Below are 20,171 nucleotides of genomic sequence, written 5' to 3' on the forward strand. Positions count from 1 at the left end.
GCGCGTGGTGCCGCCGGGGCTTTTGCCTCGCCCCGGCAATCTACTAGGATGCGGTGCAAAGGCAATCGCCCGCACCGGGGGATGCAACCTCGGCGACGGATGATGCCATGAAACCACTGATCCTGATCGGCGCCAGCGGGCTCGTAGGCGCCCGGCTGATGCGCGCCTTTCCGCTGATCGGGCGCCCCGCCCTCGGCGTGGGCCGCGGGCAGGCCGCCGACCTGGGGTGGGACATGGACATGCCGCCGCCCTCCTGCCCGGCGGCGCGCGGCGCGGCGGTGGTCGTTCTGGCGGGCGTCACGCCGCTGTCGGGGCGGCCGCTGGAGCACAACACCAGGCTGGCCCGGGCCGGCGTGGACGCGGCGCGGGCGTGGGGCGCGGCCCACGCCTTCATCCTGTCCACCTCGGCGGTCTACGGGGCGACGGGCGACCGGCCCGCCGGCGAGGACGCCCCCCTGGCCGGGGCGTCCCCCTATGCGCGCGCGAAGATCGAGATGGAACGCGCCGTTCGGGGCCCGGACGTCACCGCCCTGCGGCTGGCCAATGTCGCCGGCGCCTCGGAGCCGTTCCTGTCCATTCGACGCGGGGCCACACGGCTGGACCGGTTTCCCGACGCGCCCGACGCGCCATCGCGCAGCTTCATCGGGCCGGTGACCCTGGCCCGTGCGCTGGCCGCCCTGGCCGACCAGGCCGAGGCCGGCGAACGCCCGCCGCCGGTTCTGAACCTCGCCGGGCGCGATCCGCTGACCATGGCCGATCTCTTCGTCGCGGTGGGCGTGAGACCCGAGCGTCCGGTCGCGCCGCCCGGCGCCATCGCACGGGTGCACCTGGACACCGCCGCCCTGAGCCGCCTGTGGCCGGTCCCGTCGCCGGATGCCGCCGCCTTGTGGGACGAGGTCCGGGCGACCGATCCCGTGGTTGCGCGCGCATGACCCCGGGCAAGCGCGCGTTCGACATCGCCCTGGCGCTGCTACTGTCGGCGGTCCTGCTGATCCCCGGCCTGGTGATCGCGGGGCTGGTGCTTGCGCTGTCGGGGCGCCCGGTGCTGCACCGCTCGGAACGGATGCGCGGTATCGATGATCCGTTCATGCTGTGGAAGTTCCGCTCCATGCGGCCCGATCCGGGCGATGGCGGCGTGACAGGCGGCGACAAGACCGACCGCATCACCCCGATCGGGCGGGTGCTGCGCCGCACCCGGCTGGACGAGCTGCCCCAGCTCTGGAACGTGTTGCGCGGGGATATCAGCTTCGTCGGCCCCCGCCCGCCCCTGCGCCGCTATACCGAGATGTTTCCCGACCTTTACGCGCAGGTGCTGCGGTCGCGGCCCGGGATCACCGGCCTCGCGACCCTGCGCTTTCACCGGCGCGAGGAGCGGCTGCTGGACGCGTGCGCCACCGCGGCCGAGACGGAAGAGGTCTATTGCCGGCGCTGCGTGCCGCGCAAGGCCGCGCTGGACCTGATCTACGCCCGCAACCGGAGCCTGTGCTTCGACCTGGCGCTGATCGCCGAGACGGTGACGCGCATCCGCCCGCGCTAGCGCAGGCCGGTATGGACGGCCTGAAGCTCGAAATACCCCAGCGTCGGCGTCACGAACTGCCGCGACTGGCGGACCACGCCGCGCCCGTCGATCCAGTAGGTGTTGCGCGTCGTCTCGCCAGCCTCGGTGCGGCAGCTTTCGTCCACGCGGATGGTCACGAAGCGGCGCGAGGTGACGGTGATCGCCTGCCCGCTCGTACGGTCGAGCGTGCAGAAATACCGCGTGCGCCGGATCACCTGCGGCCCCTCGAGCCGGTAATGATCGCGCACCACCTGCGCGGGGCCGCCGGCCAGTTGCGCCACGCTGGGCACCTCGGCCGAGGACAGATCGAAGCCGAAGCCCGCCGTGCCCACGATCTGTCCGTCCTTCAGCGACACGGCGTCGCCATCCGCGGTGATCCAGGTGGTGACATCGCGGTTGACCACTTGCTGAAGCATCCCGGCCTCGAACCCGGACTCGGGGATGCGCAGGATCAGGATGTCGTTGGGCGCCGCGTTCAGTTCCGCGTCGGACAGGGTGATGCCCGGGGGCGGCCCATCGCCGCCGCCGCGCACGAGGCCGACGGCGAGGCCGCGAAAGTCCCGGAGGATCGTGTCGCTGTTGGCGTTGCGGTTCGAGCACGCGCCCAGCGCCGCCAGCAGCCCGATCCCGAGCGCCAGCGCCCGGGCCGCCGGTGCCATCCGTGTCATCGCCATACCGTACCCCAGCCGTCCTGCATGTCGGGGCGATGGTAGTCGCGCACCCGGTCGTAAAGGCGTCCATCGACCTCGAGCCGCGCGCCGCCGTCGCGGGTGATGGGCCGCAGGGTCGTCGCCGCGGTGGTCCGGGAGGGCCGTCCCAGGAACTGACCCACGGGGATTTCCAGCGTGATGCCCTTGTCGAACGAGCCCTCGCCGAACTCCTCGGCCGAGACATCGGTCTTGGTGGCGAAGACCCCGATGCGCCAGCCATTGGCGAATTCGCGGTGCAGGCTCAGGGTCGCGCCCACGTCGCCCGCCAGGTAGCGGCCCACGTCAAGCTGCACGTGGAATTTCTCGGGAAGCTTGTAGTAGGCCGACAGATGCCCGGTGGCGACCGAGTAGTCCTGGAACCCGAATTGGGTGTCGAAATCGCGCTGGTGGACGTAGTTCAGCTCGGCCCCGAGGGCGAGCCGGCTGCCCACCGGTTTCCACAGAAGCTCGGTCGATAGCCCGCCGAACATCCGCTCGAGATAGCCCACCGTGACCCGACCGTAGAGGTTGTCACCCGGCTTGAAGTAATAGGCGCCTGTCAGCTTCTCGAGCGCGGGGTCGCCCTGTTCGTTGTAGAGGTTGAAGTTCGTGCGGACGCGGGGCAGCACCGAGTTGCTCTGCCGCACGCTGTCCGACAGGTTGCCCGCGATCCGCTTGGTGACCGAGCCGCTGAAGACGAGGCCCGGCCGCGGCTCGTAGGTCGCCTGGGCGCGGACGCCGACATCAAGGCGCAGCGGCTCTTCCGGCTCGAACAGCACGCGCCGGACGTAGGGGCCGACCGACCAGTCGAAGCGCGGGAAGACCGACGGCGAGAGCGAGGCGCGCGGGTCGCGCGCGGGCGGATCGGCGAAGCCTGTCGCGGCGAAGAGCTGCGCCGAGGCGTCGGGCTCCAGCACCAACGCCTCGAGATCCGAGCGGCGCATCACGATCGCCGACAGCGGCAGGCCGTTCGAACTGGGCACGATGCGGAACGTCTCGACCGAGCTGGGCATCGTGCGGCTGAGCGCGCGCGCCGTGCGGCCGATGGCCTGCGGCGCCATGCCGTAACGCTGGTTGCGAATGCGGACTTCGACGGTGTTCGGTCCCTGGACTTGCAGCGACTCGACGTCGATCCCGCTGCCCGCCAGGTCCCGCTCGAGCGCGCCCAGCAGCGTGGTCTGCGCGGTCGGCCGGGCGGCCCAGGTCTCGATCCATTTCTCGGGCGCCGAAGCGCGCGGCGGACGCGGCGCCACGGGACCCGGCGCCCGGATCACCTGACCCTGCACCGGCGGGCGGTTGGGATTGCCCTGGAAGGTCAGGCTGACGCCCAATTCGCTGCCGTAAAGATAGTAGCCGCCGACGGTCACCGCGTCGTTGACCCGGTAGACCGCGCCGAAGTTCAGCGGACTGTCGCGATCGATGATGCGCTGCGAGGCCAGTGTGCCGTTGCCGGTCTCCAGGTCGTAGGCGTCCGAGCTGTACTCGGCCATCAGCGACAGGCGCGGCGTGGCCTGCCAGATGGCGCTGGCGAAGGGCGCGGCATCGCCGCGGAACCACTGGTCCACGTTGAAGTTGCCGCCCCGCCCGTTGTCGATGGGGTCGCGCGTGCCGGTGGAGAAAGCGGGGTTGTAGCTGCCCAGACGGCCCCAGCCGAGGCCCGCGCTCAGCGCCAGCGTGCCCCCGAACGTCTTCGTCGCCACCAGGTACTCGCCCGACGATATCCCGGTACCCGCGAGGTCCTGGAGCCCCAGTTTCAGGGCCGGGCGCCAGCGGGTTTCCGACAGCAGGCGGACCGACACGTCGAAGCTGCGGTCGAAGTAATCCTCGTAGCCCGGGTTGTTCAGCAGCCGCAGTCCGGAGAACTGGGAATAGCGGAACGAGCCCTGCAACCACGGCAGCGCCTGGAAGGACAGCGTGCCCCGCGTGATGTTGCCGAATTGCGCGACGGTGCCCGACAGCTCGCCCTCGGGTTGCTCGAGCGCGGTGGGCATGTCGATCGCACCGGTCACGCCGTAAAGGTTCATCGGCGGGCGTTCGAACTCGGCCCCGGCGGGGGTCGCCACGGCACCGACGGCCAGCATGGCGGTGCAGCACCCGGTCGCCAGTGTTCGCCTGATCGTCAAAGAACTGCTCCTGCGCGCATCACTTGGGTCACGCAAAAGGTATGAAGGCGGCCTTTCGCAAGGGCAAGGCCTGCCCGCCGGCTAGGCGCCTTGTGGCGCAACGACCGTGTCAACTGTGCCGGGTTTGCGATACCCCTCGACCCAGCGCATGGCGACGGCGGCCGCGGCCTCCTCGTTGCCCGAGCTCAGCGCTTCGCGCAAGGACCGCAGGGCGCTGGCCACCTCGATTTCGGACAGGCTGGCCTCGTGGGTGACGAAGATCTTCTCGTGCATCGTCACCACGTGGCCTTCGCCGATGATGAGCTCCTCGCGCAGCTTCTCGCCCGGCTTCAGCCCCACCTCGACGATGGCGATATCGCCGTCGGGATTTTCGTCGCTGCGCACGGTATAGCGGTTTTCCTCGATCAGGTGACGCGCCAGGTCCCAGATGCGCACGGGCTTGCCCATGTCGAGCACGTAGACCTCGCCCCCCTTCGCCATGGACCCGGCCATGAGAACGAGACTCACCGCCTCTTCGACGGTCATGAAGAACCGCGTGACGTCGCGATGGGTGACGGTGACCGGACCGCCCTGGGCGATCTGCTCCTTGAACAGCGGGATGACCGAACCGGACGACCCGATCACGTTGCCGAAGCGGACCATGGTGAAAATCGTGCCCCGGCTGCGCGCGGCCTGGTCCTGCACCACCAGTTCGGCCAGGCGCTTGGACGCGCCCATGATGTTGGTCGGGCGCACCGCCTTGTCGGACGACACCAGCACGAAGCGTTCGCATCCCGCCCGCGCGGCCTCGCGCGCCAGGGTCGAGGTTCCCAGCACGTTGTTGGCCAGCCCGACCAGGGGGTTCGTCTCGACCAGCGACACGTGCTTGTAGGCCGCGGCGTGCAGCACGACATCGACCTGGTGGGTCTCGATCACGTGACGCACGAGACGGCCTTCGGTGACCGAGCCCAGGATCGGGACCAGGTCGATTCCCGCGTCGGCGGCCAGCGGCGTCAGCGTCTTGTGGATCTCGTAGAGCGCGAGTTCGGACAGTTCGAACACGATCAGCTTGCGCGGCGCGCAATCCAGAAGCTGGCGGCAGAGCTCGGACCCGATGGACCCGCCCCCGCCCGAGACGAGCACCGAGCGCCCGGCGAATTCACGCGCGGCCTTGTCGGTCTGCCGGTCGAAGACCTGGCGTCCCATCAGCCGCGCCTCGGACATGGGCACGAGTTTCTCGACCAGCGGTTCCTGCCCGATCAGCTGGGTGAACGAGGGAAGAACCTGAACCTCGAGCCCCTGGGCCTGAAGCCGGCGGGCCAGTTGGGTCTGCTTGGGCCGCGACATCGACGGCATGCACAGGACCACGCGCGCGACGGCGCGCTCGGCGACGATACGGTCGATATCCACGGGACGCAGAACCTCGAGCCCCGTGACCGTCAGCCCCTGCAGCGACGGGTTATCGTCGACGAAGGCAACCGCCTCGATCTGGTCGTCGGCGGTCAGCGCACGCGCCAGCTGTATGCCGGTGGCGCCCGCCCCGTAGATCAGCACCCGCGTGCGGTGCCCCCGCATCCGGTAGATCGCCACCAGGACCTCGAGCATGATCAGCCGCGCCGAGGACAGCGCGACGAACATCATCATCCCGAAGACCACGAAGGTCGCCACCGACAGCGGCAGGCTGCCGATCTGGTGCAGCGCCGCCGCGACCGCCGCCGAGATCAGCGCCAGCACGCCGATCAGCCCGATGCCCTTGGAATCGAACGCCTTGAGGCGGATGTTCGGGATTTTCAGGATCACCGACACGACGGACGAGATCAGCAGCATGATCCCGACCGTCAGCAGCCCGGTCCACGTCCCCAGCATGACGGCCAGCGGTTCTGCCAGGATCAGCAATGTCAGGACGTAGGAGACCGCCGTCAGGCAAATGTCGACGGCCAGCAGGATCGAGCGTTTCTGGTTGAGACTGAGCGTCGTCGCCCGCGCCGTGAGATCGTCGCGCAAGCGCGTCAAAAAGGTCGGCGCGCGCGTGGCGCTGCGGCTCGCACTCTTTTTCATCGGACCTATGACGCCTTTCGCCGAAATACGGCGCTTTTCCCGCATTCAATGGCGCAACCCTACAGCGAAGCGCGCCGTTTGCACAAGCGGCATGCGGCGCGACCGGCAAATCATCGCGCGCACGCGGTGCGTGGACGCGCCCCGCGTTCAAGCTATCCTTCCGGGACCGCAAGGCACACGAGGAAAGGTCAAGACATGGGCACATCGGAAATCGGACTGGTGGGTCTGGGCACCATGGGCGCCGCGCTGGCCCTGAACATCGCCGAGAAGGGCTTCGACATCGCGGTGATGAACCGCACGAGCTCGGTCACCCGCGATTTCGTGGCGAACGCGGGCGACCTGAAGCCGCGCCTCACCGCGACCGAGGATCTCCAGGGGCTGGTGGAAGCGCTGGCCACCCCGCGCGCGGTGATCCTGATGGTGCCCGCGGGCGATGTCGTGGACGACCATATCGAGCGTCTGCGCGCGATCATGGATCCCGACGACCTGATCATCGACGCGGGCAACGCCAATTTCCGCGACACGATCCGCCGGGCCGAGGCCGCGCGCGACTCGGGCAATCCCTACCTGGGCATCGGCGTGTCGGGCGGCGAGGACGGCGCGCGCCACGGGCCGTCGATCATGGGCGGCGGCGACCGCGCGGCGTGGGACCGCGTCAGCCACATCCTGACCGCCATCGCCGCGCGCCACGAGGGCACCCCCTGCGCCACTTACATGGGTCCGGGCGGGGCCGGTCATTTCGTGAAGGCCGTCCATAACGGCATCGAATACGCCGACATGCAGATGATCGCCGAGATCTACGGCCTTCTGCGCGACGGGCGCGGCGCGGATTACGGCGAGATCGCCACCCTGTTCGAGCGGTGGAACGACGGGCCGTTGCAATCCTACCTGGTCGAGATCACCGCCAAGGTCGCCGCCGCCGAGGATCCGAAGACCGGCAAGCCGCTTCTGTCGGTGATCGAGGACACGGCCGGTCAGAAGGGCACCGGCCGCTGGACCGCCATCGAGGCGCAGCACCTGGCCGCCCCCGTCCCGGTGATCGAGGCCGCCGTGGCCGCGCGCAACATGTCGGCGGTGAAGGCCGCACGCAAGGCGGGCGAGGATCGCTTCGGCGCGGGCGCGGGCCGCTTCGACGTGCCGGGCGACGAGACGCTGGAGCGGGCGATGATCGCGGGCAAGATCGCCTGCTACACGCAAGGCTTCGAGATGCTGGCCAAGGCGTCCGAGGCGTTCGACTGGAGCCTGCCCCTGCCCGAGATCGCCAAGGTCTGGCGCGCGGGCTGCATCATCCGCTCGGCCATGCTGGACGACATGGCGGCCGCGCTGGCCGACGCGCCGGGCACGTCGCTGATGCTGTCCGAGAGTTTCGCGAACCGGGTCGAAGACTCGACGCCCGGCCTGCGAGACACGGTCTCGACGGCGATCGCGGCCGGCCATCCCGTGCCGGCGCTGGCGGCGGCGGTCACCTATTTCGACACCATGCGCAGCCATCGCGGCACCGCCGACATGATCCAGGGGCAGCGCGACTACTTCGGCTGGCACGGCTTCGCCCGGCTGGATGACGACGGGCGGGATCACCACGGACCGTGGGTGGAGTGATGCCCGGCTGACGCCGGGGGTTTTTACTTGGGCCGGCCTCGATGCGACGGCGCCTTCGCGGGCCACGCCGATGGCGCGTGCTGAAGACCCGGGCCGCGATCGACAAAGCTCGCCGCTCAGGCCCCCACTCAGGAACAGGCGCAGCGTCTACCGCTGAGCGACCTGCCAGCCGGGGTGGATCCACGGTTCGTCATTCGCCGCCGCGAGGCGACGGCCGAGGATGTGATCCGCCGCCTTCTCGCCCGTCATGATCGACGGGCCGTTGAGGTTGCCGTTGGTGATGCGCGGGAAGATCGAGCTGTCGGCGACGCGCAGGCCCTCGACGCCGATCACGCGGCAGTCGGGATCGACCACGGCCCGAGGGTCGTTCGCGGCGCCCATCTTGCAGGTGCCGCAGGGGTGGTAGGCCGACTCGACGTGCTCGCGGATGATGGCGTCCAGCTCGTCGTCGGTCTGCGCCGCCTCGCCCGGCTGGATCTCGTGCCGGCGGAAGGGGGCGAAGGCCTCCTGCCCGAAGATCTCGCGCGTGAGGCGGATGCAAAGGCGGAAATCCTCCCAGTCCTTCGGGTCGGACATGTAGTTGAACAGGATGCGCGGCGCATCCGCCGGATCGGGTGAGCGCAACGTGATCTCCCCGCGCGAGGCCGAGCGGTTCGGCCCCACATGCGCCTGGAACCCGTGCCCCTCGGCCACCGTCTGGCCGTCGTAGCGCACCGCCAGCGGCAGGAAGTGATACTGGATGTCGGGATATTCTACGCCCGCGCGCGACCGGATGAAGGCGGCGGATTCGAAGTTGTTCGACGCGCCCGGCCCGGTCCCTGTGAACAGCCACCGCGCGCCGACCATGGCCTTGCCCATCAGCGACCAGTGCTTGAACAGCGTGACCGGCTGGCTCGCGGCCATCTGGACCAGGAATTCCAGGTGGTCCTGCAAGTTCTGGCCCACGCCCGCACGGTCCGCGCGCACCTCGATGCCGTGTTCGGCCAGGTGCGCGGCGGGACCGATCCCCGACTGCATCAGGATCTTGGGCGAGTTGATGGCCCCCGCCGACAGAACCACCTCGGCCCGCGCGCTGACGACCTTGCCGCCCGCCAGCCGCACGCCGGTGGCGCGCGCGCCTTCGAAGACCAGCCGCTCGACCAGGCCGCGCACGACCTGCACGCGCCCCGTCTTCACCGCGGGTTTCAGGTAGGCGTTGGCGGCGGACCAGCGGCGGCCTTGCCAGACCGTCTGCTCCATCGGGCCGAAGCCTTCCTGCTTCTCGCCGTTGTAGTCGTCGGTGACCTCGTAGCCCGCCTGCGCGCCCGCCTGCACGAAAGCGTGGTAGAGCGGGTTGTCGCGCGGCCCCCGCGTGACGTGCAGCGGGCCGTCGGTGCCACGCCAGCGCGGGTCGCCGCCGTGGCCGCCATCGTGCCACGTCTCCATCCGCTTGAAGTAGGGAAGGACGTCGGCAAAGGCCCAGCCCGCCGCGCCGCTGTCGGACCAGTGGTCGAAGTCCCGGGCGTGGCCGCGCACGTAGACCATGCCGTTGATGCTGCTCGAGCCGCCCAGAACCTTGCCGCGCGGTGTGGCCAGGACGCGGCCGCCCAGATGCGGCTCGGGCTCGGTGCTGTAGCCCCAGTCGTAGCGCTTCATGTTCATGGGGAAGGACAGCGCGCCGGGCATCTGGATCAGCGGCCCGGCATCGGTGCCGCCATGTTCCACGACCAGCACCGACCGCCCGGCCTCGGCCAGCCGGTAGGCGATGGCACAGCCCGCCGAGCCCGCGCCGACGATGACGTAATCGGCCTGCAAACCGGTCAAAACGCGGCCTCCACGGGGTGGGTGCCGACATAGACGGTCTGCACCTCGGTGAAATGATCCAGCGCCTCGCGCGCGTTCTCGCGGCCGATGCCGCTGGCCTTCGATCCACCGAAGGGCATCCCGGCGGGTGTCAGGTTGTATTCGTTGATCCAGGCCGTTCCGGCCTTCAGCTGCGCCACGACCCGGTGCGCGCGGGCGATATCGCGGGTGAAGACGCCCGCCGACAGCCCGAAGGCGGTGTCGTTGGCGCGCGCGATCACCTCGTCCTCGGCGGTGAAGGTCAGGACCGACATGACGGGGCCGAAGATCTCGTCCCGCGCGCATGTCATGGCATCGGTAACGTCGGCCAGCACGGTGGGCGCGATCCAGTAGCCCGCGCGTTCGATCCGGTGGCCGCCGCAGACCACGCGCGCGCCCTCGGCCCGCGCGGTGTCGAGATGGCCGAGCACGATCTGCATCTGCGCCTCGGTCGTCATGGGGCCGAAATTGGTGGCCGGATCCAGCGGATCGCCGATCACGGCCTTCGCGACGCGGGCTTCCAGGCGTTCGAGGAAGTCCCCGACCACCGCCTCGTGCACGAAGACCCGCGTCCCGTTCGAGCAGACCTGCCCCGAGCTGTAGAAATTCGCGTTGATGGCGCCGGACACGGCGTCGTCCAGCGTCGCGTCGTCGAAGATCACCAGGGGCGACTTGCCGCCCAGCTCCATCGTGACGTGTTTCATGGACTGCGCCGCGGCAGCATAGACCTTGCGCCCCGTGGGCACCGAGCCGGTGAGCGACACCTTGGCCACGCGCGGATCGGTCGACAAGGCCGCGCCCACCGGGCCGGCGCCCTGGATCACGTTGAACAGGCCCGGCGGCAGTCCGGCCTCGTGCAGGATCTCGGCCACCTTCAGCGCGCAGAGCGGCGTGGTCTCGGACGGCTTGAACACCATGGCGTTGCCCGCGGCCAGCGCGGGCGCGCCCTTCCAGCAGGCGATCTGGGTTGGGTAGTTCCACGCGCCGATGCCCGCGCAGACACCCAGCGGGCGCGGGATCGTGTAGGCGAAATCGCCGCCGCCCAGCGGGATGTGCCGCCCCGAGATGTCACCGGCGAGACCGCCGAAATATTCCAGCGCGTCGGCGCCGCTGGTCGCGTCGGCCACCAGCGTTTCCTGGATCGGCTTGCCGGTGTCGAGCGTCTCGAGCCGCGACAGCGCGTCGTTGCGGTCGCGCAGGATGTCGGCGGCGCGGCGCAGGATGCGGCCGCGTTCCACCCCTGGCAACGCGGCCCAGTCCGCCTGCGCGCGGGCCGCCGAGTCGAGCGCGCGGTCGATGATTGCGGGCGTGGCGGCGTGCACCGTGGCGATTTGTTCACCGGTGGCGGGATAGATCACCGCAATGGCGTCGCCGGCCGTGTCCTCGACATACTGGCCGTCGATGAAATGGCTGGCGGTGGGTTGGGCATCGTGGGTCATCACGCGTCTCCGTCGGGGTCGGGCTGCTGGCCGCGCGGGGCGCGCTGGGCGTCCTCCAGCACGTTCAGATCCATGTGGTTGCGCATGTACCGCTCGGACGCGATGCGCGTGGGCTGCCAGTCCCAGGGGTAGTAGCCGCCCTGGCGCAGCGCGGGGTAGACGACCCAGCGGCGGGCCTGGCTTTCGCGGACCTCGGCATCGAAGCGGTCGAGATCCCAGCGCGCGTCGGCCATTGCGCGGAACTGCGCCAGCGTGTCCGCGTGCGCGGGCTCGCCGGCGAGGTTCGTCAGCTCGTGCGGGTCGGCGTCCAGGTCGAACAGTTGCTCGGGGTCCAGCGCGCAGCGGGTGTACTTGAACCGCCCCTGCCGCAACGCGACCAGCGGGGCGTAGGAGCCTTCGGCCGCGTATTCCATGGCGACGGGGCTGGTGCGCGTGGCCCCCTGCCCCAGCGGCAGCAGGCTTTCGCCCGTGGTCCAGGGTTCGATTTCCGACATGTCGACCCCGGCGAGATCGCAGAGCGTCGGGCAGACGTCGATATTGCTGACCGGCGTCTCGTCCAGGCCCGGCGCGACGCCTTCGGCCGCGATCATCAGCGGCACGCGGGCCGAGCCTTCGAGGAAGCTCATCTTGTACCACAGCCCCCGCTCGCCCAGCATGTCGCCGTGGTCGCTGACGAAGAGGATCGCGGCCTCCTGCCCCGTGCGGTCGAGCGTGTCCAGGATCTCGCCCACCTTGGCGTCGAGATACGAGATGTTGGCGAAATAGGCGCGGCGCGACCGGCGCACGTCCTCGCGCGTGACGTCGAAATTGCCGCGATCGTTGGCGTCGAGGATGCGCTGCGAGTGCGGGTCGTGGTCTTCGTAGGCCATTTCGGCCACCGGCGGGTCCAGGTGGTCGCAATCGGCGTAGAGATCCCAGAATTCCTGCCGGGCGACGTAGGGGTCGTGGGGATGGGTGAAGCTGACGGTCAGGCACCACGGGCGCGGATCGTGGCCGCGCGCGTAGTCGTAGAGCTTCATCCTGGCGAAATGCGCGACCTCGTCGTCGTATTCCATCTGGTTGGTGATCTCGGCCACGCCCGAGCCGGTGACCGAGCCCATGTTGTGATACCACCAGTCGATGCGCTCGCCCGGCTTGCGGTAATCCGGCGTCCAGCCGAAATCGGCCGGGTAGATGTCGGTGGCCAGACGCTCTTCGAACCCGTGGAGCTGGTCGGGGCCCACGAAATGCATCTTGCCCGACAGGCAGGTCTGCCAGCCCGCACGGCGCAGGTGGTGGGCGTAGGTGGGGATGTCCGACGCGAACTCGGCCGCGTTGTCGTAGACCCGCGTGCGCGACGGCAGCAGCCCCGACATGAAGCTGGCCCGCCCCGGCGCACAGAGCGGCGAGGCTGTGTAGGCATTGGCGAAGCGGCGCGAGCGGGCGGCCAGCCGTTTCAGGTTGGGCGCGTGCAGCCAGTCGGCGGGGCCGTCGGGAAACAGCGTGCCGTTCAACTGGTCGACCATGAGGATCAGGATGTTCGGGCCCTTGGTCATGCGCGGGCCTCCAGCAGGATGTCGAGCGTGGCGTCGATGCGCGCGGCCAGGCCAGCCGGGTCGGCCGCGCCGGTGCGCGACGCCTCGCGGATGTAGAACCCGTCGATCAGGGCCGCGACCGTATCGGCCAGCTGCGGCGCATCGTCGCCGGCCAGCGGACGCAGGTCCGACAGCAGGGCCGAGCGCAAGCGCCGCTGGTAGACGCGCAGCAGCCTGCGCGCCTCGCGGTCGTGCTGCGCCGAGACGTAGAAGGCGAGCCATGCGGCGATGACTTCGCGCCGGAAGGACTGCCCGCCGAAATTCGCGGCGATCGTGGCGCGGAGCCGTTCGCGCGGGCCCGTGACGCCGCGCAGCCGCCGCATGTGCTCGGCCCGCAAGCCTTGCAGGATATGGCGCATGGCCGCCGTCAGGATGTGATCCTTGGACCCGAAATAGTGATGCGCCAGCGCGCTGGAGACGCCCGCCCGGCGGGCGATGCCGCCCACGGTGACGTCCAGCGTGCCGCGCTTGCCGATCTCGGCGATGGCGGCCTGGACCAGCGCCCGGCGGCGCGAGGTCTGGATGTCGGGTCTCGGCATGATCGACTCCTGCGGTTGCGATAGGCTTCGCCATGCCACGTGTTGACTGATCAGTCAATCATCGCATTAATGTTCCAAAAGGAGGCACCGCACGGAAATCTTGAGGTTTTGAAAGGTTGCAATCGCAGCGCAAGCTGCGGCAGTAATGCAAACCATAATAAACATCCGCCGCCTCACGGCGGATCGCAGCAAGGGGAAATCCAATGAAGAAGACCATCACACTGGCCGCGCTCGGCCTCGCGGCTCTGCCGGGGCTTGCACAGGCCCAATCCAGCGATTGCGGCGAAGTCTCGATCACCGAGATGAACTGGGCCTCGTCGGCCATCGTGACCTCGGTCGCGACCTTCCTGATGGAACAGGGCTATGGCTGCGACGTGACGAAGGTCCCGTCCTCGACCACGCCGTCGCTGGTGTCGGTCGCCGAGAACGGCTCGCCCGACATCGTGACCGAGCTGTGGATCAACGGCACCCCCGCCTACGACCGGCTGTCCGAGCAAGGCGTCATCACGACCCTGACCGACGTGCTGTCCGACGGCGGGATCGAGGGCTGGTGGATCCCGAAATACATCGCCGACGAACACCCCGAGGTGACCACGCTGGAAGGCCTGCTGGCCAATCCCGAAGTGGTCGGCGCCCGCTTCCACCAGTGCCCCGAGGGCTGGGGCTGCAAGAACACCAACCGCGCGCTGGCCGACGCGGTGGACCTGGAAGGCAACGGCTTCGAGGTGTTCCAGCACGGCTCGGGCGAGACCATGGCGACCTCGATCGCGGCCGCGTTCGAGAACAACGAGCCGTGGCTGGGCTACTACTGGGCGCCCACCAGCGTTCTGGGCAAGTACGAAATGGTGTCGGTGGACCTGGGCGAGTACAACCACGAGGTGCACATGTGCAACTCCGACCCCGACTGCGAAGAAGTGGGCGTGTCGTCCTACCCCGTGGGACCGGTCAAGACGGTCGTCACCACGTCCTTCGCGGACGAGCACCCGGACCTGACCGAGCTGATGACCAACGTGCAGTTCACCAACGCCCAGATGGGCGACGTGCTGGCCTGGCAGGAAGCCAACAACGCCTCGGCCGACGAGGCGGCGGTCTACTTCCTGACTTCCTACACCGACGTGTGGCGCGACTGGGTCAACGAAGAGGCCTCGGAAAACCTGTCGATGCTGCTGCAGTAAGCGCATGACCGGGCGGGCCTCCATCGTGCGGGCCCGCCCTTTCCGGCGCGCGGGACCGGACCCGGCGCCCAACATGAAAATCACCCACAGGCGGATATGACATGGCGACCTATGACGGTGTGATCGAGGCGGTGGGCCTCACCGATTGGTGCAGTGTCGAGGGCGCTGGCGGCCCGATGACCATGGAAGAGCTCATGGCGCAGGCCCGCGGCGAGACCGAGGCGCCGGACGTCAACCTGTGGGAACTGCCCTTCCCGTCGCTGGACGCGCTGAACCAGTCGTGCTCGGTCATTCCGCGCACCCGCGACATGACCGACGCGGTCGAGCAGGGTTTCCTGGGCATCAAGGACGCGCTGCGCGTGGTGCTGGACCCGATCACCACGCCGCTGGGCTGGATGCTGGACCTGTCGCTTCAGTTCTTCCAGGCGGTGCCGTGGTTCATCATGATCCCGTTCCTGATCGCGATCACGTGGTTCGCGTCGAAATCGGCCAAGGTGACGGCGCTGGTGGCGTTCAGCTTCCTGTTCATGGCCTTCATCGACCACTACGTCTACGCGATCCAGACGCTGTCGATCATCTTCGTCTGCACGATATTCTCGGTGGTGCTGGGCGTGCCCATAGGCATCGCCATGTCGCGCTCGAACGTGTTGCAACGGGGCGCGATCCCGGTACTCGACATGCTCCAGACGCTGCCGACATTCGTCTACCTCGTGCCGCTGATCTTCCTGTTCTCGGTCACCGAGTCCAAGCTCTACGGCATCGCCATCATCCTCTACGCCATCGTGCCGGTGATCCGCCTGACGGACCTGGGCATCCGGCTGGTCGACAAGGACGTGATCGAGGCGGCGAACGCCTTCGGGATGACCTCGTGGCAGAAACTGACCCGGGTGCAGATCCCGCTGGCGCTGCCCAACATCATGGCCGGCATCAACCAGACCATCATGATGAGCCTTGCCATGGTCGTTATCGCGTCGCTGGTCTCGGCGCCGGGACTGGGCGTGCTGGTGCTGCGCGGCATCCGCAACCTCGAGCTGGGCGTGGGCCTGGTGTCTGGCTTCTGCATCGTGCTTCTGGCGATCCTGCTGGACCGGTCCACCAAGGCGGCGCTGAGCCGCATCGACGCAAGCGGACGGTGAGCGACATGAAACAGAAAAAGCCCGTGAAGATCTCGATCCGCAAGCTCTACAAGATCTTCGGATCCGACCCGAAATCGGCGCTGGAGCACGTGAAGGCCGGCGTCGGCAAACCCGACCTGCTGAAGCGCTATGGCCATGTGCTGGGCCTGCAGGACATCAACGTGGACATGCGCGATGGCGAGATCACCGTCATCATGGGCCTGTCGGGCTCGGGCAAATCCACCCTGATCCGACACCTGAACCGCCTGATCGAACCCACCGATGGCAAGGTCGAGGTCGATGGCGAGGACGTGCTGGCTTACGGCGAGAAGAAGCTGCGCGACCTGCGACGCTCGAAAATGTCGATGGTGTTCCAGAAATTCGCGCTGCTGCCCCACCGCACGGTGCTGGAGAACACCACGATGCCCCGGCGCGTGCGTGGCGAGGGCGGCCAGGCGACCGAGGATGACGGGACCAAGTGGCTCGACCGGGTGGGCCTGCACGGCTACGGCGGGCATTACCCCAACCAGCTGTCGGGCGGCATGCAGCAGCGCGTGGGCATCGCGCGGGCGCTGGCCTCGGACAGCCCGATCATGCTGATGGACGAGGCGTTCTCGGCGCTCGACCCGCTGATCCGGACCGACATGCAGGACCTGCTGCTGGAACTGCAGAAAGAGCTGCACAAGACCATCGTCTTCATCACCCACGACCTCGACGAGGCGCTGAAGCTGGCCGATCACCTGGTGATCCTGAAGGACGGCCGCGTGGTCCAGCAGGGCGAACCGCAGGAGATCCTGCTGCATCCGAACGACCCCTACATCGTGGACTTCATCTCGGACATCAATCGCGCCCGCGTGCTGCGCGTCCGCTCGATCATGGAAGAGACCGACCGCGAGGGCGACGGCCTTGCGGGCGAGGTCGACGCCGACCAGAACCTCGAGTCGGTCATCGCGATCTCGGGTGGCGACACGAACCTGCATTACCGCGTGATGTCGGGCGGGCAGCAGGTGGGCCTTCTGCACATGAAGGACCTGGTCCGCGCGCTGGTGCCGGTCGACGCGCAGGACGCGTCGAAGCGGGTGTCGGCGGCCTGAGGGATCAGGCGGCCTCGGCCAGCATCCGGGCCGCAATGGACAGGTCGGCGCGGAAATCGCGCATGGCGGCCTCTTTCGCCGCCGCGTCGGGCACGCGCAGCAGGTAGGACGGATGCAGCGTCAGCAGGACGGGTGTGCCGTCCTCGGCCGCCTCGACCGTGCCGCGTCGCGACAGGATGCCCTTGCCGCTGCCCGTCAGGCTTTCCGCCGCCGTCGCGCCCATGGCGAGGATCAGTTTCGGTCGGACCAGCTGCCGCTCGGCCTCGAGCCACCATTTGCAGGCCTGCACTTCGCCCGCGTCGGGGCGTTGGTGGATGCGCCGCTTGCCGCGCGGCTGGAATTTGAAATGCTTCACGGCATTGGTGACGAAGGCGCGATCGCGGTCCAGCCCGACATCGGCCGCCACCCGGTCGAACAGCTGGCCCGCCGGGCCGACGAAGGGGCGCCCCGCCAGGTCTTCGTGATCGCCGGGTTGTTCGCCGACGATCATCAGCGGCGCGTCGCGCGGCCCCTCGCCCATCACCACCTGCGTGGCGTCCCGGTGCAGCGGGCAGCGCGTGCAGGCGGCGGCCTGCCGGTGAAGTGCATCGAGGTCGCCCGCGGGCGGTGGCGTGTCCTGCCCCGACAACCGCTCAGAGATGCGCGCGGCCCGCAGCGGCGGCAGGCTGGGCGCGGCGGCCTGCATCTGGCGCGCCCGCGCCTCGGCGCCCGCGATCATCTCGGGGATGGCGGCGGCCTCGGGCAGGTTCTTCCAGTATTTCTTGGGCATCTCCGACTGCATCGCCTGCACCTTCAGGCGTGCGGGATTGAAGATACTGCGGAAATAGGTGGTCCAAAGCGCTTCATGAGCGTCGTCGGGCAGGTCCGGCTTGGCCCCGCCCGGCAGCAACGCGATCCGGCCATCGGTGAACGCGACCGAGCGGTGGGGGGTGACGATCAGCCAGTCCATGTCGCCGAAGCGGCGCGCGAAGAAGCCCGCCATGGGCTCGGCAATGTGGTGGGTGGGCTCGAACCACGCGGCGAAGCGGCGGCGGTCGCCCAGCTTCGGCACCTCGCGGAAGCGCAGGAAGGCCTTCATCTTGTGCTTGTCGCGGCTGACGGCCTTTTCCATGACGCGCAACTTCGCCAGGTCCGCATCGCCCCGATCGGTCATCAGCGACGGGCGATCCTTCAGCCGCCACAGGAAGGCGTAAAGGCGCGCGAACCGCTGCGGGTCGGAATGCCAGCAGAGGTTCTCGGCCAGCGACACGAAGCTTTTCGGCACGCTCACCTGCCCCGGCGCGGGTGGCGTGGCGGGCGCGTCTGCGAACAGATCCGCGTCGCCGGCCCCGAACTGCCACAGCACGTCGGCCGGCGGCACCCCGGCCCCCAGCAGCCCGCGCGCCGCGTCGCGCCACGCGGCCGCCGTGCCGATCTCGGGCACCACGACGGTGGGCATCAGAACAGGCTCAACTGCTCGGGTGGCGGCGCGAACCGCGCGCGCAGGTCGACGCTGTCGGTCAGCGCGCCCGGCGTCCATCCGGCGGCGGTGATGAAGGCGCGCGCTTTCTTCAGGCTCGCCCCCATCCGCGTCAGGTCCTCGTAGCGCAAGGTTCGGTGCCGGCGGGTCGTCAGGATGCGGTTCACCGTCTTCACGCCGAACCCCGGCACGCGCAGAAGCATCTCGCGCGGGGCCGCGTTCACGTCGAGCGGGAAGTGGTGACGGTTCTGCAAGGCCCAGGCGAGCTTCGGGTCGATCTGGAGGTCGAGATTGCCGCCTTCGGTCGCGCCCGTGATCTCGTCCAGCCCGAAACCGTAGAAGCGCAGCAGCCAGTCGGCCTGGTAGAGCCGATGCTCACGCTCCAGCGGCGGGCGGATCAGCGGCAGCTTGGCCGAGCTGTCGGGGATGGGCGAGAAGGCCGAGTAATAGACGCGCTTGAGCTTGTAGCTGGAGTAGAGCCGCGTGGACTGCCCCAGGATCGTCGCGTCGTTCGCCCCGTCGGCGCCCACGATCATCTGGGTCGACTGGCCGGCGGGCGCGAAGCGCGGCGGGCGTTTGCCGGTGTGGGACCGGTCCTTCGACGCCTCCTTCGTCAGCCGTACGTCGGCCATGGCCTTGCGGATGGTGCCCGGGTCCTTCTCGGGCGCGTAGGACTTCACCGATGCGTCGGTGGGCAGCTCGACATTGATCGACAGGCGATCGGCGTGGCGCCCGGCCTCCTCGATCAGGTGGGGGGCCGCGTCGGGAATGGTCTTGAGATGGATGTAGCCGCGAAAATTGTGGACCTGCCGCAGCTCGCGCGCGATGCGCACCATGTCGGCCATGGTGTCGTCCGGCGACTTGATGATCCCGGAGGAGAGAAACAGCCCCTCGATATAGTTGCGGCGGTAGAATTCCAGGGTGAGCTGGATCACCTCCTCGGGCGAGAAGCGCGCGCGGGTGACATTGCTGCTCACCCGGTTCACGCAATAGGCGCAGTCGTAGATGCAGAAATTCGTCATCAGGATCTTCAGCAGGCTGATGCAGCGCCCGTCCGGCGCGTAGGCGTGGCAGATGCCGCTGCCCTCGGTCGAGCCCAGCCCCGAGCCGTCGCGCGACTGCCGCTTGGACGTGCCCGAAGATGCGCAGGAGGCGTCGTATTTCGCCGCGTCCGAGAGAATCGCGAGCTTCTGTTGAAGATCCAGCTTGGCCATGCGTTCACACTACGTTCACGCCGTGACGCGAACAAGAGGCGAACATGCGTTACCGCGCCGCAGCCCCCGCCCGCAGCCAGGCCGCGAACTCGGCCTCGGGCACCCGCGATTGCGCGAGGTCTTCCATCATGGTGACGACCTCGGCATTGGGCACGTCCAGATCCTGACCGTTCATGTAAAGGAACACGAAGGCGGTCTGGAACGCGGTGCGCTTGTTGCCGTCGATGAAGGCGTGCGCCTTGGCGATCCCGAAAGCGTAGGCCGCGGCCAGCGCGAAGAGATCAGGATCGCCATAGGCTTGCAGGTTCAGCGGCCGCCCGCACGCCATTTCCAGCAATGCCTCGTCCCGCATCCCCGGCGTGCCGCCGTGGCGCGAGATCATGCGGTCGTGAATGGCCTTAATTGCTGTGAACGGCACCCACCGGGGCGCATCGGTCATGCCAGCGCGTCCATCGCCTTGTCATAGCGACGCGCGCCGACCTCGAGCGCGTCCATGGCGTCGGCGAAGTCGTCCTCGTGCCGCCGCAAGGCCAGCGACCCGTCATCGGTGCGCACGAGGTAGACGGTATCGCCCTCGGCCGCGTCCAGCACCGCCAGCGCCTCTTTCGAGAGCGTCAGGACGCAGGAATTGCCGACCTTGCGGATCTTGGTCTCAAACATGGGTGATACCTCATCTGTATATACCAGAAGATGTATATACAGACGGATATTGTCAAGCGTTGAACAAATCCCTTG

The 20,171-nt window shown here is 68.6% G+C and carries 17 protein-coding genes; 6 read left to right on the plus strand and 11 right to left on the minus strand.

Translation table 11 applies throughout. The annotated features are described in order from the left end of the window. Positions 1 to 107: 107 nt before the first annotated feature. Both BUB76_RS08225 and BUB76_RS08230 read left to right on the plus strand, forming a co-directional pair. Positions 108 to 932 carry an NAD-dependent epimerase/dehydratase family protein gene (locus BUB76_RS08225; protein WP_073128282.1) on the plus strand — a complete coding sequence of 275 codons (825 nt, stop codon included), beginning with the start codon at positions 108 to 110 and terminating at the stop codon, positions 930 to 932. Further along, entirely contained in the window at positions 929 to 1,537 is a 609-nt protein-coding gene (locus BUB76_RS08230) for a sugar transferase (RefSeq protein WP_073128283.1), read from the plus strand. Before BUB76_RS08225 ends, BUB76_RS08230 begins: the two co-directional genes overlap by 4 nt. Here the strand turns inward: BUB76_RS08230 and BUB76_RS08235 are convergent. The 3 genes from BUB76_RS08235 to BUB76_RS08245 all read right to left on the minus strand — a co-directional run bounded on the left by BUB76_RS08235 (position 1,534) and on the right by BUB76_RS08245 (position 6,407). Next, on the minus strand, positions 1,534 to 2,226 hold the full coding sequence (locus BUB76_RS08235) for a YjbF family lipoprotein (protein WP_175550284.1): 693 nt from the start codon (positions 2,224 to 2,226) through the stop codon (positions 1,534 to 1,536). The two genes, BUB76_RS08230 and BUB76_RS08235, sit on opposite strands and share 4 nt — an antisense overlap. Then, positions 2,223 to 4,370 (minus strand): YjbH domain-containing protein, encoded by a 2,148-nt coding sequence (locus BUB76_RS08240; RefSeq protein WP_139250818.1) that lies wholly within the window; start codon positions 4,368 to 4,370, stop codon positions 2,223 to 2,225. The genes BUB76_RS08235 and BUB76_RS08240 overlap by 4 nt, the downstream gene beginning before the upstream one ends. A gap of 81 nt (positions 4,371 to 4,451) precedes the next feature. Next, complete coding sequence (locus BUB76_RS08245; protein ID WP_084140594.1) at positions 4,452 to 6,407, minus strand: polysaccharide biosynthesis protein; 1,956 nt, start codon at positions 6,405 to 6,407, stop codon at positions 4,452 to 4,454. Between the two features lie 195 nt (positions 6,408 to 6,602). Here BUB76_RS08245 and gnd point away from each other — a divergent pair, with 195 nt between their 5' ends. After that, complete coding sequence (gene gnd / locus BUB76_RS08250) at positions 6,603 to 8,006, plus strand: NADP-dependent phosphogluconate dehydrogenase (RefSeq protein WP_073128286.1); 1,404 nt, start codon at positions 6,603 to 6,605, stop codon at positions 8,004 to 8,006. A gap of 147 nt (positions 8,007 to 8,153) precedes the next feature. On the opposite strand, the gene betA is transcribed toward gnd, so the two are convergent. The 4 genes from betA to betI are packed head-to-tail and all read right to left on the minus strand — an operon-like array spanning position 8,154 to position 13,379. Next, positions 8,154 to 9,800: a choline dehydrogenase gene (gene betA / locus BUB76_RS08255; RefSeq protein ID WP_073128376.1), complete on the minus strand. Its 1,647-nt coding sequence runs from the start codon at positions 9,798 to 9,800 to the stop codon at positions 8,154 to 8,156. 5 nt (positions 9,801 to 9,805) lie between these two features. Next, positions 9,806 to 11,266 carry a betaine-aldehyde dehydrogenase gene (gene betB / locus BUB76_RS08260; protein WP_073128287.1) on the minus strand — a complete coding sequence of 487 codons (1,461 nt, stop codon included), beginning with the start codon at positions 11,264 to 11,266 and terminating at the stop codon, positions 9,806 to 9,808. Continuing rightward, positions 11,266 to 12,801 carry a choline-sulfatase gene (gene betC / locus BUB76_RS08265; RefSeq protein WP_073128288.1) on the minus strand — a complete coding sequence of 512 codons (1,536 nt, stop codon included), beginning with the start codon at positions 12,799 to 12,801 and terminating at the stop codon, positions 11,266 to 11,268. The genes betB and betC overlap by 1 nt, the downstream gene beginning before the upstream one ends. Further along, entirely contained in the window at positions 12,798 to 13,379 is a 582-nt protein-coding gene (gene betI, locus BUB76_RS08270) for a transcriptional regulator BetI (RefSeq protein WP_073128289.1), read from the minus strand. Before betI ends, betC begins: the two co-directional genes overlap by 4 nt. A gap of 203 nt (positions 13,380 to 13,582) precedes the next feature. Between betI and BUB76_RS08275 the strand changes: the two genes are divergently transcribed. The 3 genes from BUB76_RS08275 to BUB76_RS08285 all read left to right on the plus strand — a co-directional run bounded on the left by BUB76_RS08275 (position 13,583) and on the right by BUB76_RS08285 (position 16,763). After that, complete coding sequence (locus BUB76_RS08275; RefSeq protein WP_073128290.1) at positions 13,583 to 14,554, plus strand: ABC transporter substrate-binding protein; 972 nt, start codon at positions 13,583 to 13,585, stop codon at positions 14,552 to 14,554. 101 nt (positions 14,555 to 14,655) lie between these two features. Continuing rightward, positions 14,656 to 15,690, plus strand: a complete 1,035-nt coding sequence (locus tag BUB76_RS08280) for an ABC transporter permease (protein WP_073128291.1) — start codon at positions 14,656 to 14,658, stop codon at positions 15,688 to 15,690. A gap of 5 nt (positions 15,691 to 15,695) precedes the next feature. Then, positions 15,696 to 16,763, plus strand: coding sequence for a quaternary amine ABC transporter ATP-binding protein (locus tag BUB76_RS08285; RefSeq protein WP_073128292.1), 1,068 nt, complete (start codon positions 15,696 to 15,698; stop codon positions 16,761 to 16,763). A 4-nt stretch (positions 16,764 to 16,767) separates the two neighbouring features. Here BUB76_RS08285 and BUB76_RS08290 read toward each other — a convergent pair whose 3' ends face one another. The 4 genes from BUB76_RS08290 to BUB76_RS08305 are packed head-to-tail and all read right to left on the minus strand — an operon-like array spanning position 16,768 to position 20,096. Then, complete coding sequence (locus BUB76_RS08290) at positions 16,768 to 18,201, minus strand: UdgX family uracil-DNA binding protein (RefSeq protein WP_073128293.1); 1,434 nt, start codon at positions 18,199 to 18,201, stop codon at positions 16,768 to 16,770. Further along, positions 18,201 to 19,436 (minus strand): putative DNA modification/repair radical SAM protein, encoded by a 1,236-nt coding sequence (locus BUB76_RS08295; protein ID WP_073128294.1) that lies wholly within the window; start codon positions 19,434 to 19,436, stop codon positions 18,201 to 18,203. The genes BUB76_RS08290 and BUB76_RS08295 overlap by 1 nt, the downstream gene beginning before the upstream one ends. A gap of 49 nt (positions 19,437 to 19,485) precedes the next feature. Further along, on the minus strand, positions 19,486 to 19,875 hold the full coding sequence (locus tag BUB76_RS08300) for a type II toxin-antitoxin system death-on-curing family toxin (protein ID WP_073128295.1): 390 nt from the start codon (positions 19,873 to 19,875) through the stop codon (positions 19,486 to 19,488). Beyond that, positions 19,872 to 20,096, minus strand: a complete 225-nt coding sequence (locus tag BUB76_RS08305; protein ID WP_073128296.1) for an AbrB/MazE/SpoVT family DNA-binding domain-containing protein — start codon at positions 20,094 to 20,096, stop codon at positions 19,872 to 19,874. The genes BUB76_RS08300 and BUB76_RS08305 overlap by 4 nt, the downstream gene beginning before the upstream one ends. Between the last annotated feature and the right edge of the window lie 75 nt (positions 20,097 to 20,171).

Origin of the sequence: Palleronia salina, from assembly GCF_900141995.1 — a bacterium.
GTDB lineage: Bacteria > Pseudomonadota > Alphaproteobacteria > Rhodobacterales > Rhodobacteraceae > Palleronia > Palleronia salina.

Coding starts and splice junctions, on each gene's coding strand:
- BUB76_RS08225 (WP_073128282.1), top strand. CDS start 108: ATGAAACCACTGATCCTGATCGGCGCCAGCGGGCTCGTAGGCGCCCGG.
- BUB76_RS08230 (WP_073128283.1), top strand. CDS start 929: ATGACCCCGGGCAAGCGCGCGTTCGACATCGCCCTGGCGCTGCTACTG.
- BUB76_RS08235 (WP_175550284.1), bottom strand. CDS start 2,226: ATGACACGGATGGCACCGGCGGCCCGGGCGCTGGCGCTCGGGATCGGG.
- BUB76_RS08245 (WP_084140594.1), bottom strand. CDS start 6,407: ATGAAAAAGAGTGCGAGCCGCAGCGCCACGCGCGCGCCGACCTTTTTG.
- gnd (WP_073128286.1), top strand. CDS start 6,603: ATGGGCACATCGGAAATCGGACTGGTGGGTCTGGGCACCATGGGCGCC.
- betB (WP_073128287.1), bottom strand. CDS start 11,266: ATGACCCACGATGCCCAACCCACCGCCAGCCATTTCATCGACGGCCAG.
- betC (WP_073128288.1), bottom strand. CDS start 12,801: ATGACCAAGGGCCCGAACATCCTGATCCTCATGGTCGACCAGTTGAAC.
- betI (WP_073128289.1), bottom strand. CDS start 13,379: ATGCCGAGACCCGACATCCAGACCTCGCGCCGCCGGGCGCTGGTCCAG.
- BUB76_RS08275 (WP_073128290.1), top strand. CDS start 13,583: ATGAAGAAGACCATCACACTGGCCGCGCTCGGCCTCGCGGCTCTGCCG.
- BUB76_RS08280 (WP_073128291.1), top strand. CDS start 14,656: ATGGCGACCTATGACGGTGTGATCGAGGCGGTGGGCCTCACCGATTGG.
- BUB76_RS08285 (WP_073128292.1), top strand. CDS start 15,696: ATGAAACAGAAAAAGCCCGTGAAGATCTCGATCCGCAAGCTCTACAAG.
- BUB76_RS08290 (WP_073128293.1), bottom strand. CDS start 18,201: ATGCCCACCGTCGTGGTGCCCGAGATCGGCACGGCGGCCGCGTGGCGC.
- BUB76_RS08295 (WP_073128294.1), bottom strand. CDS start 19,436: ATGGCCAAGCTGGATCTTCAACAGAAGCTCGCGATTCTCTCGGACGCG.
- BUB76_RS08300 (WP_073128295.1), bottom strand. CDS start 19,875: ATGACCGATGCGCCCCGGTGGGTGCCGTTCACAGCAATTAAGGCCATT.
- BUB76_RS08305 (WP_073128296.1), bottom strand. CDS start 20,096: ATGTTTGAGACCAAGATCCGCAAGGTCGGCAATTCCTGCGTCCTGACG.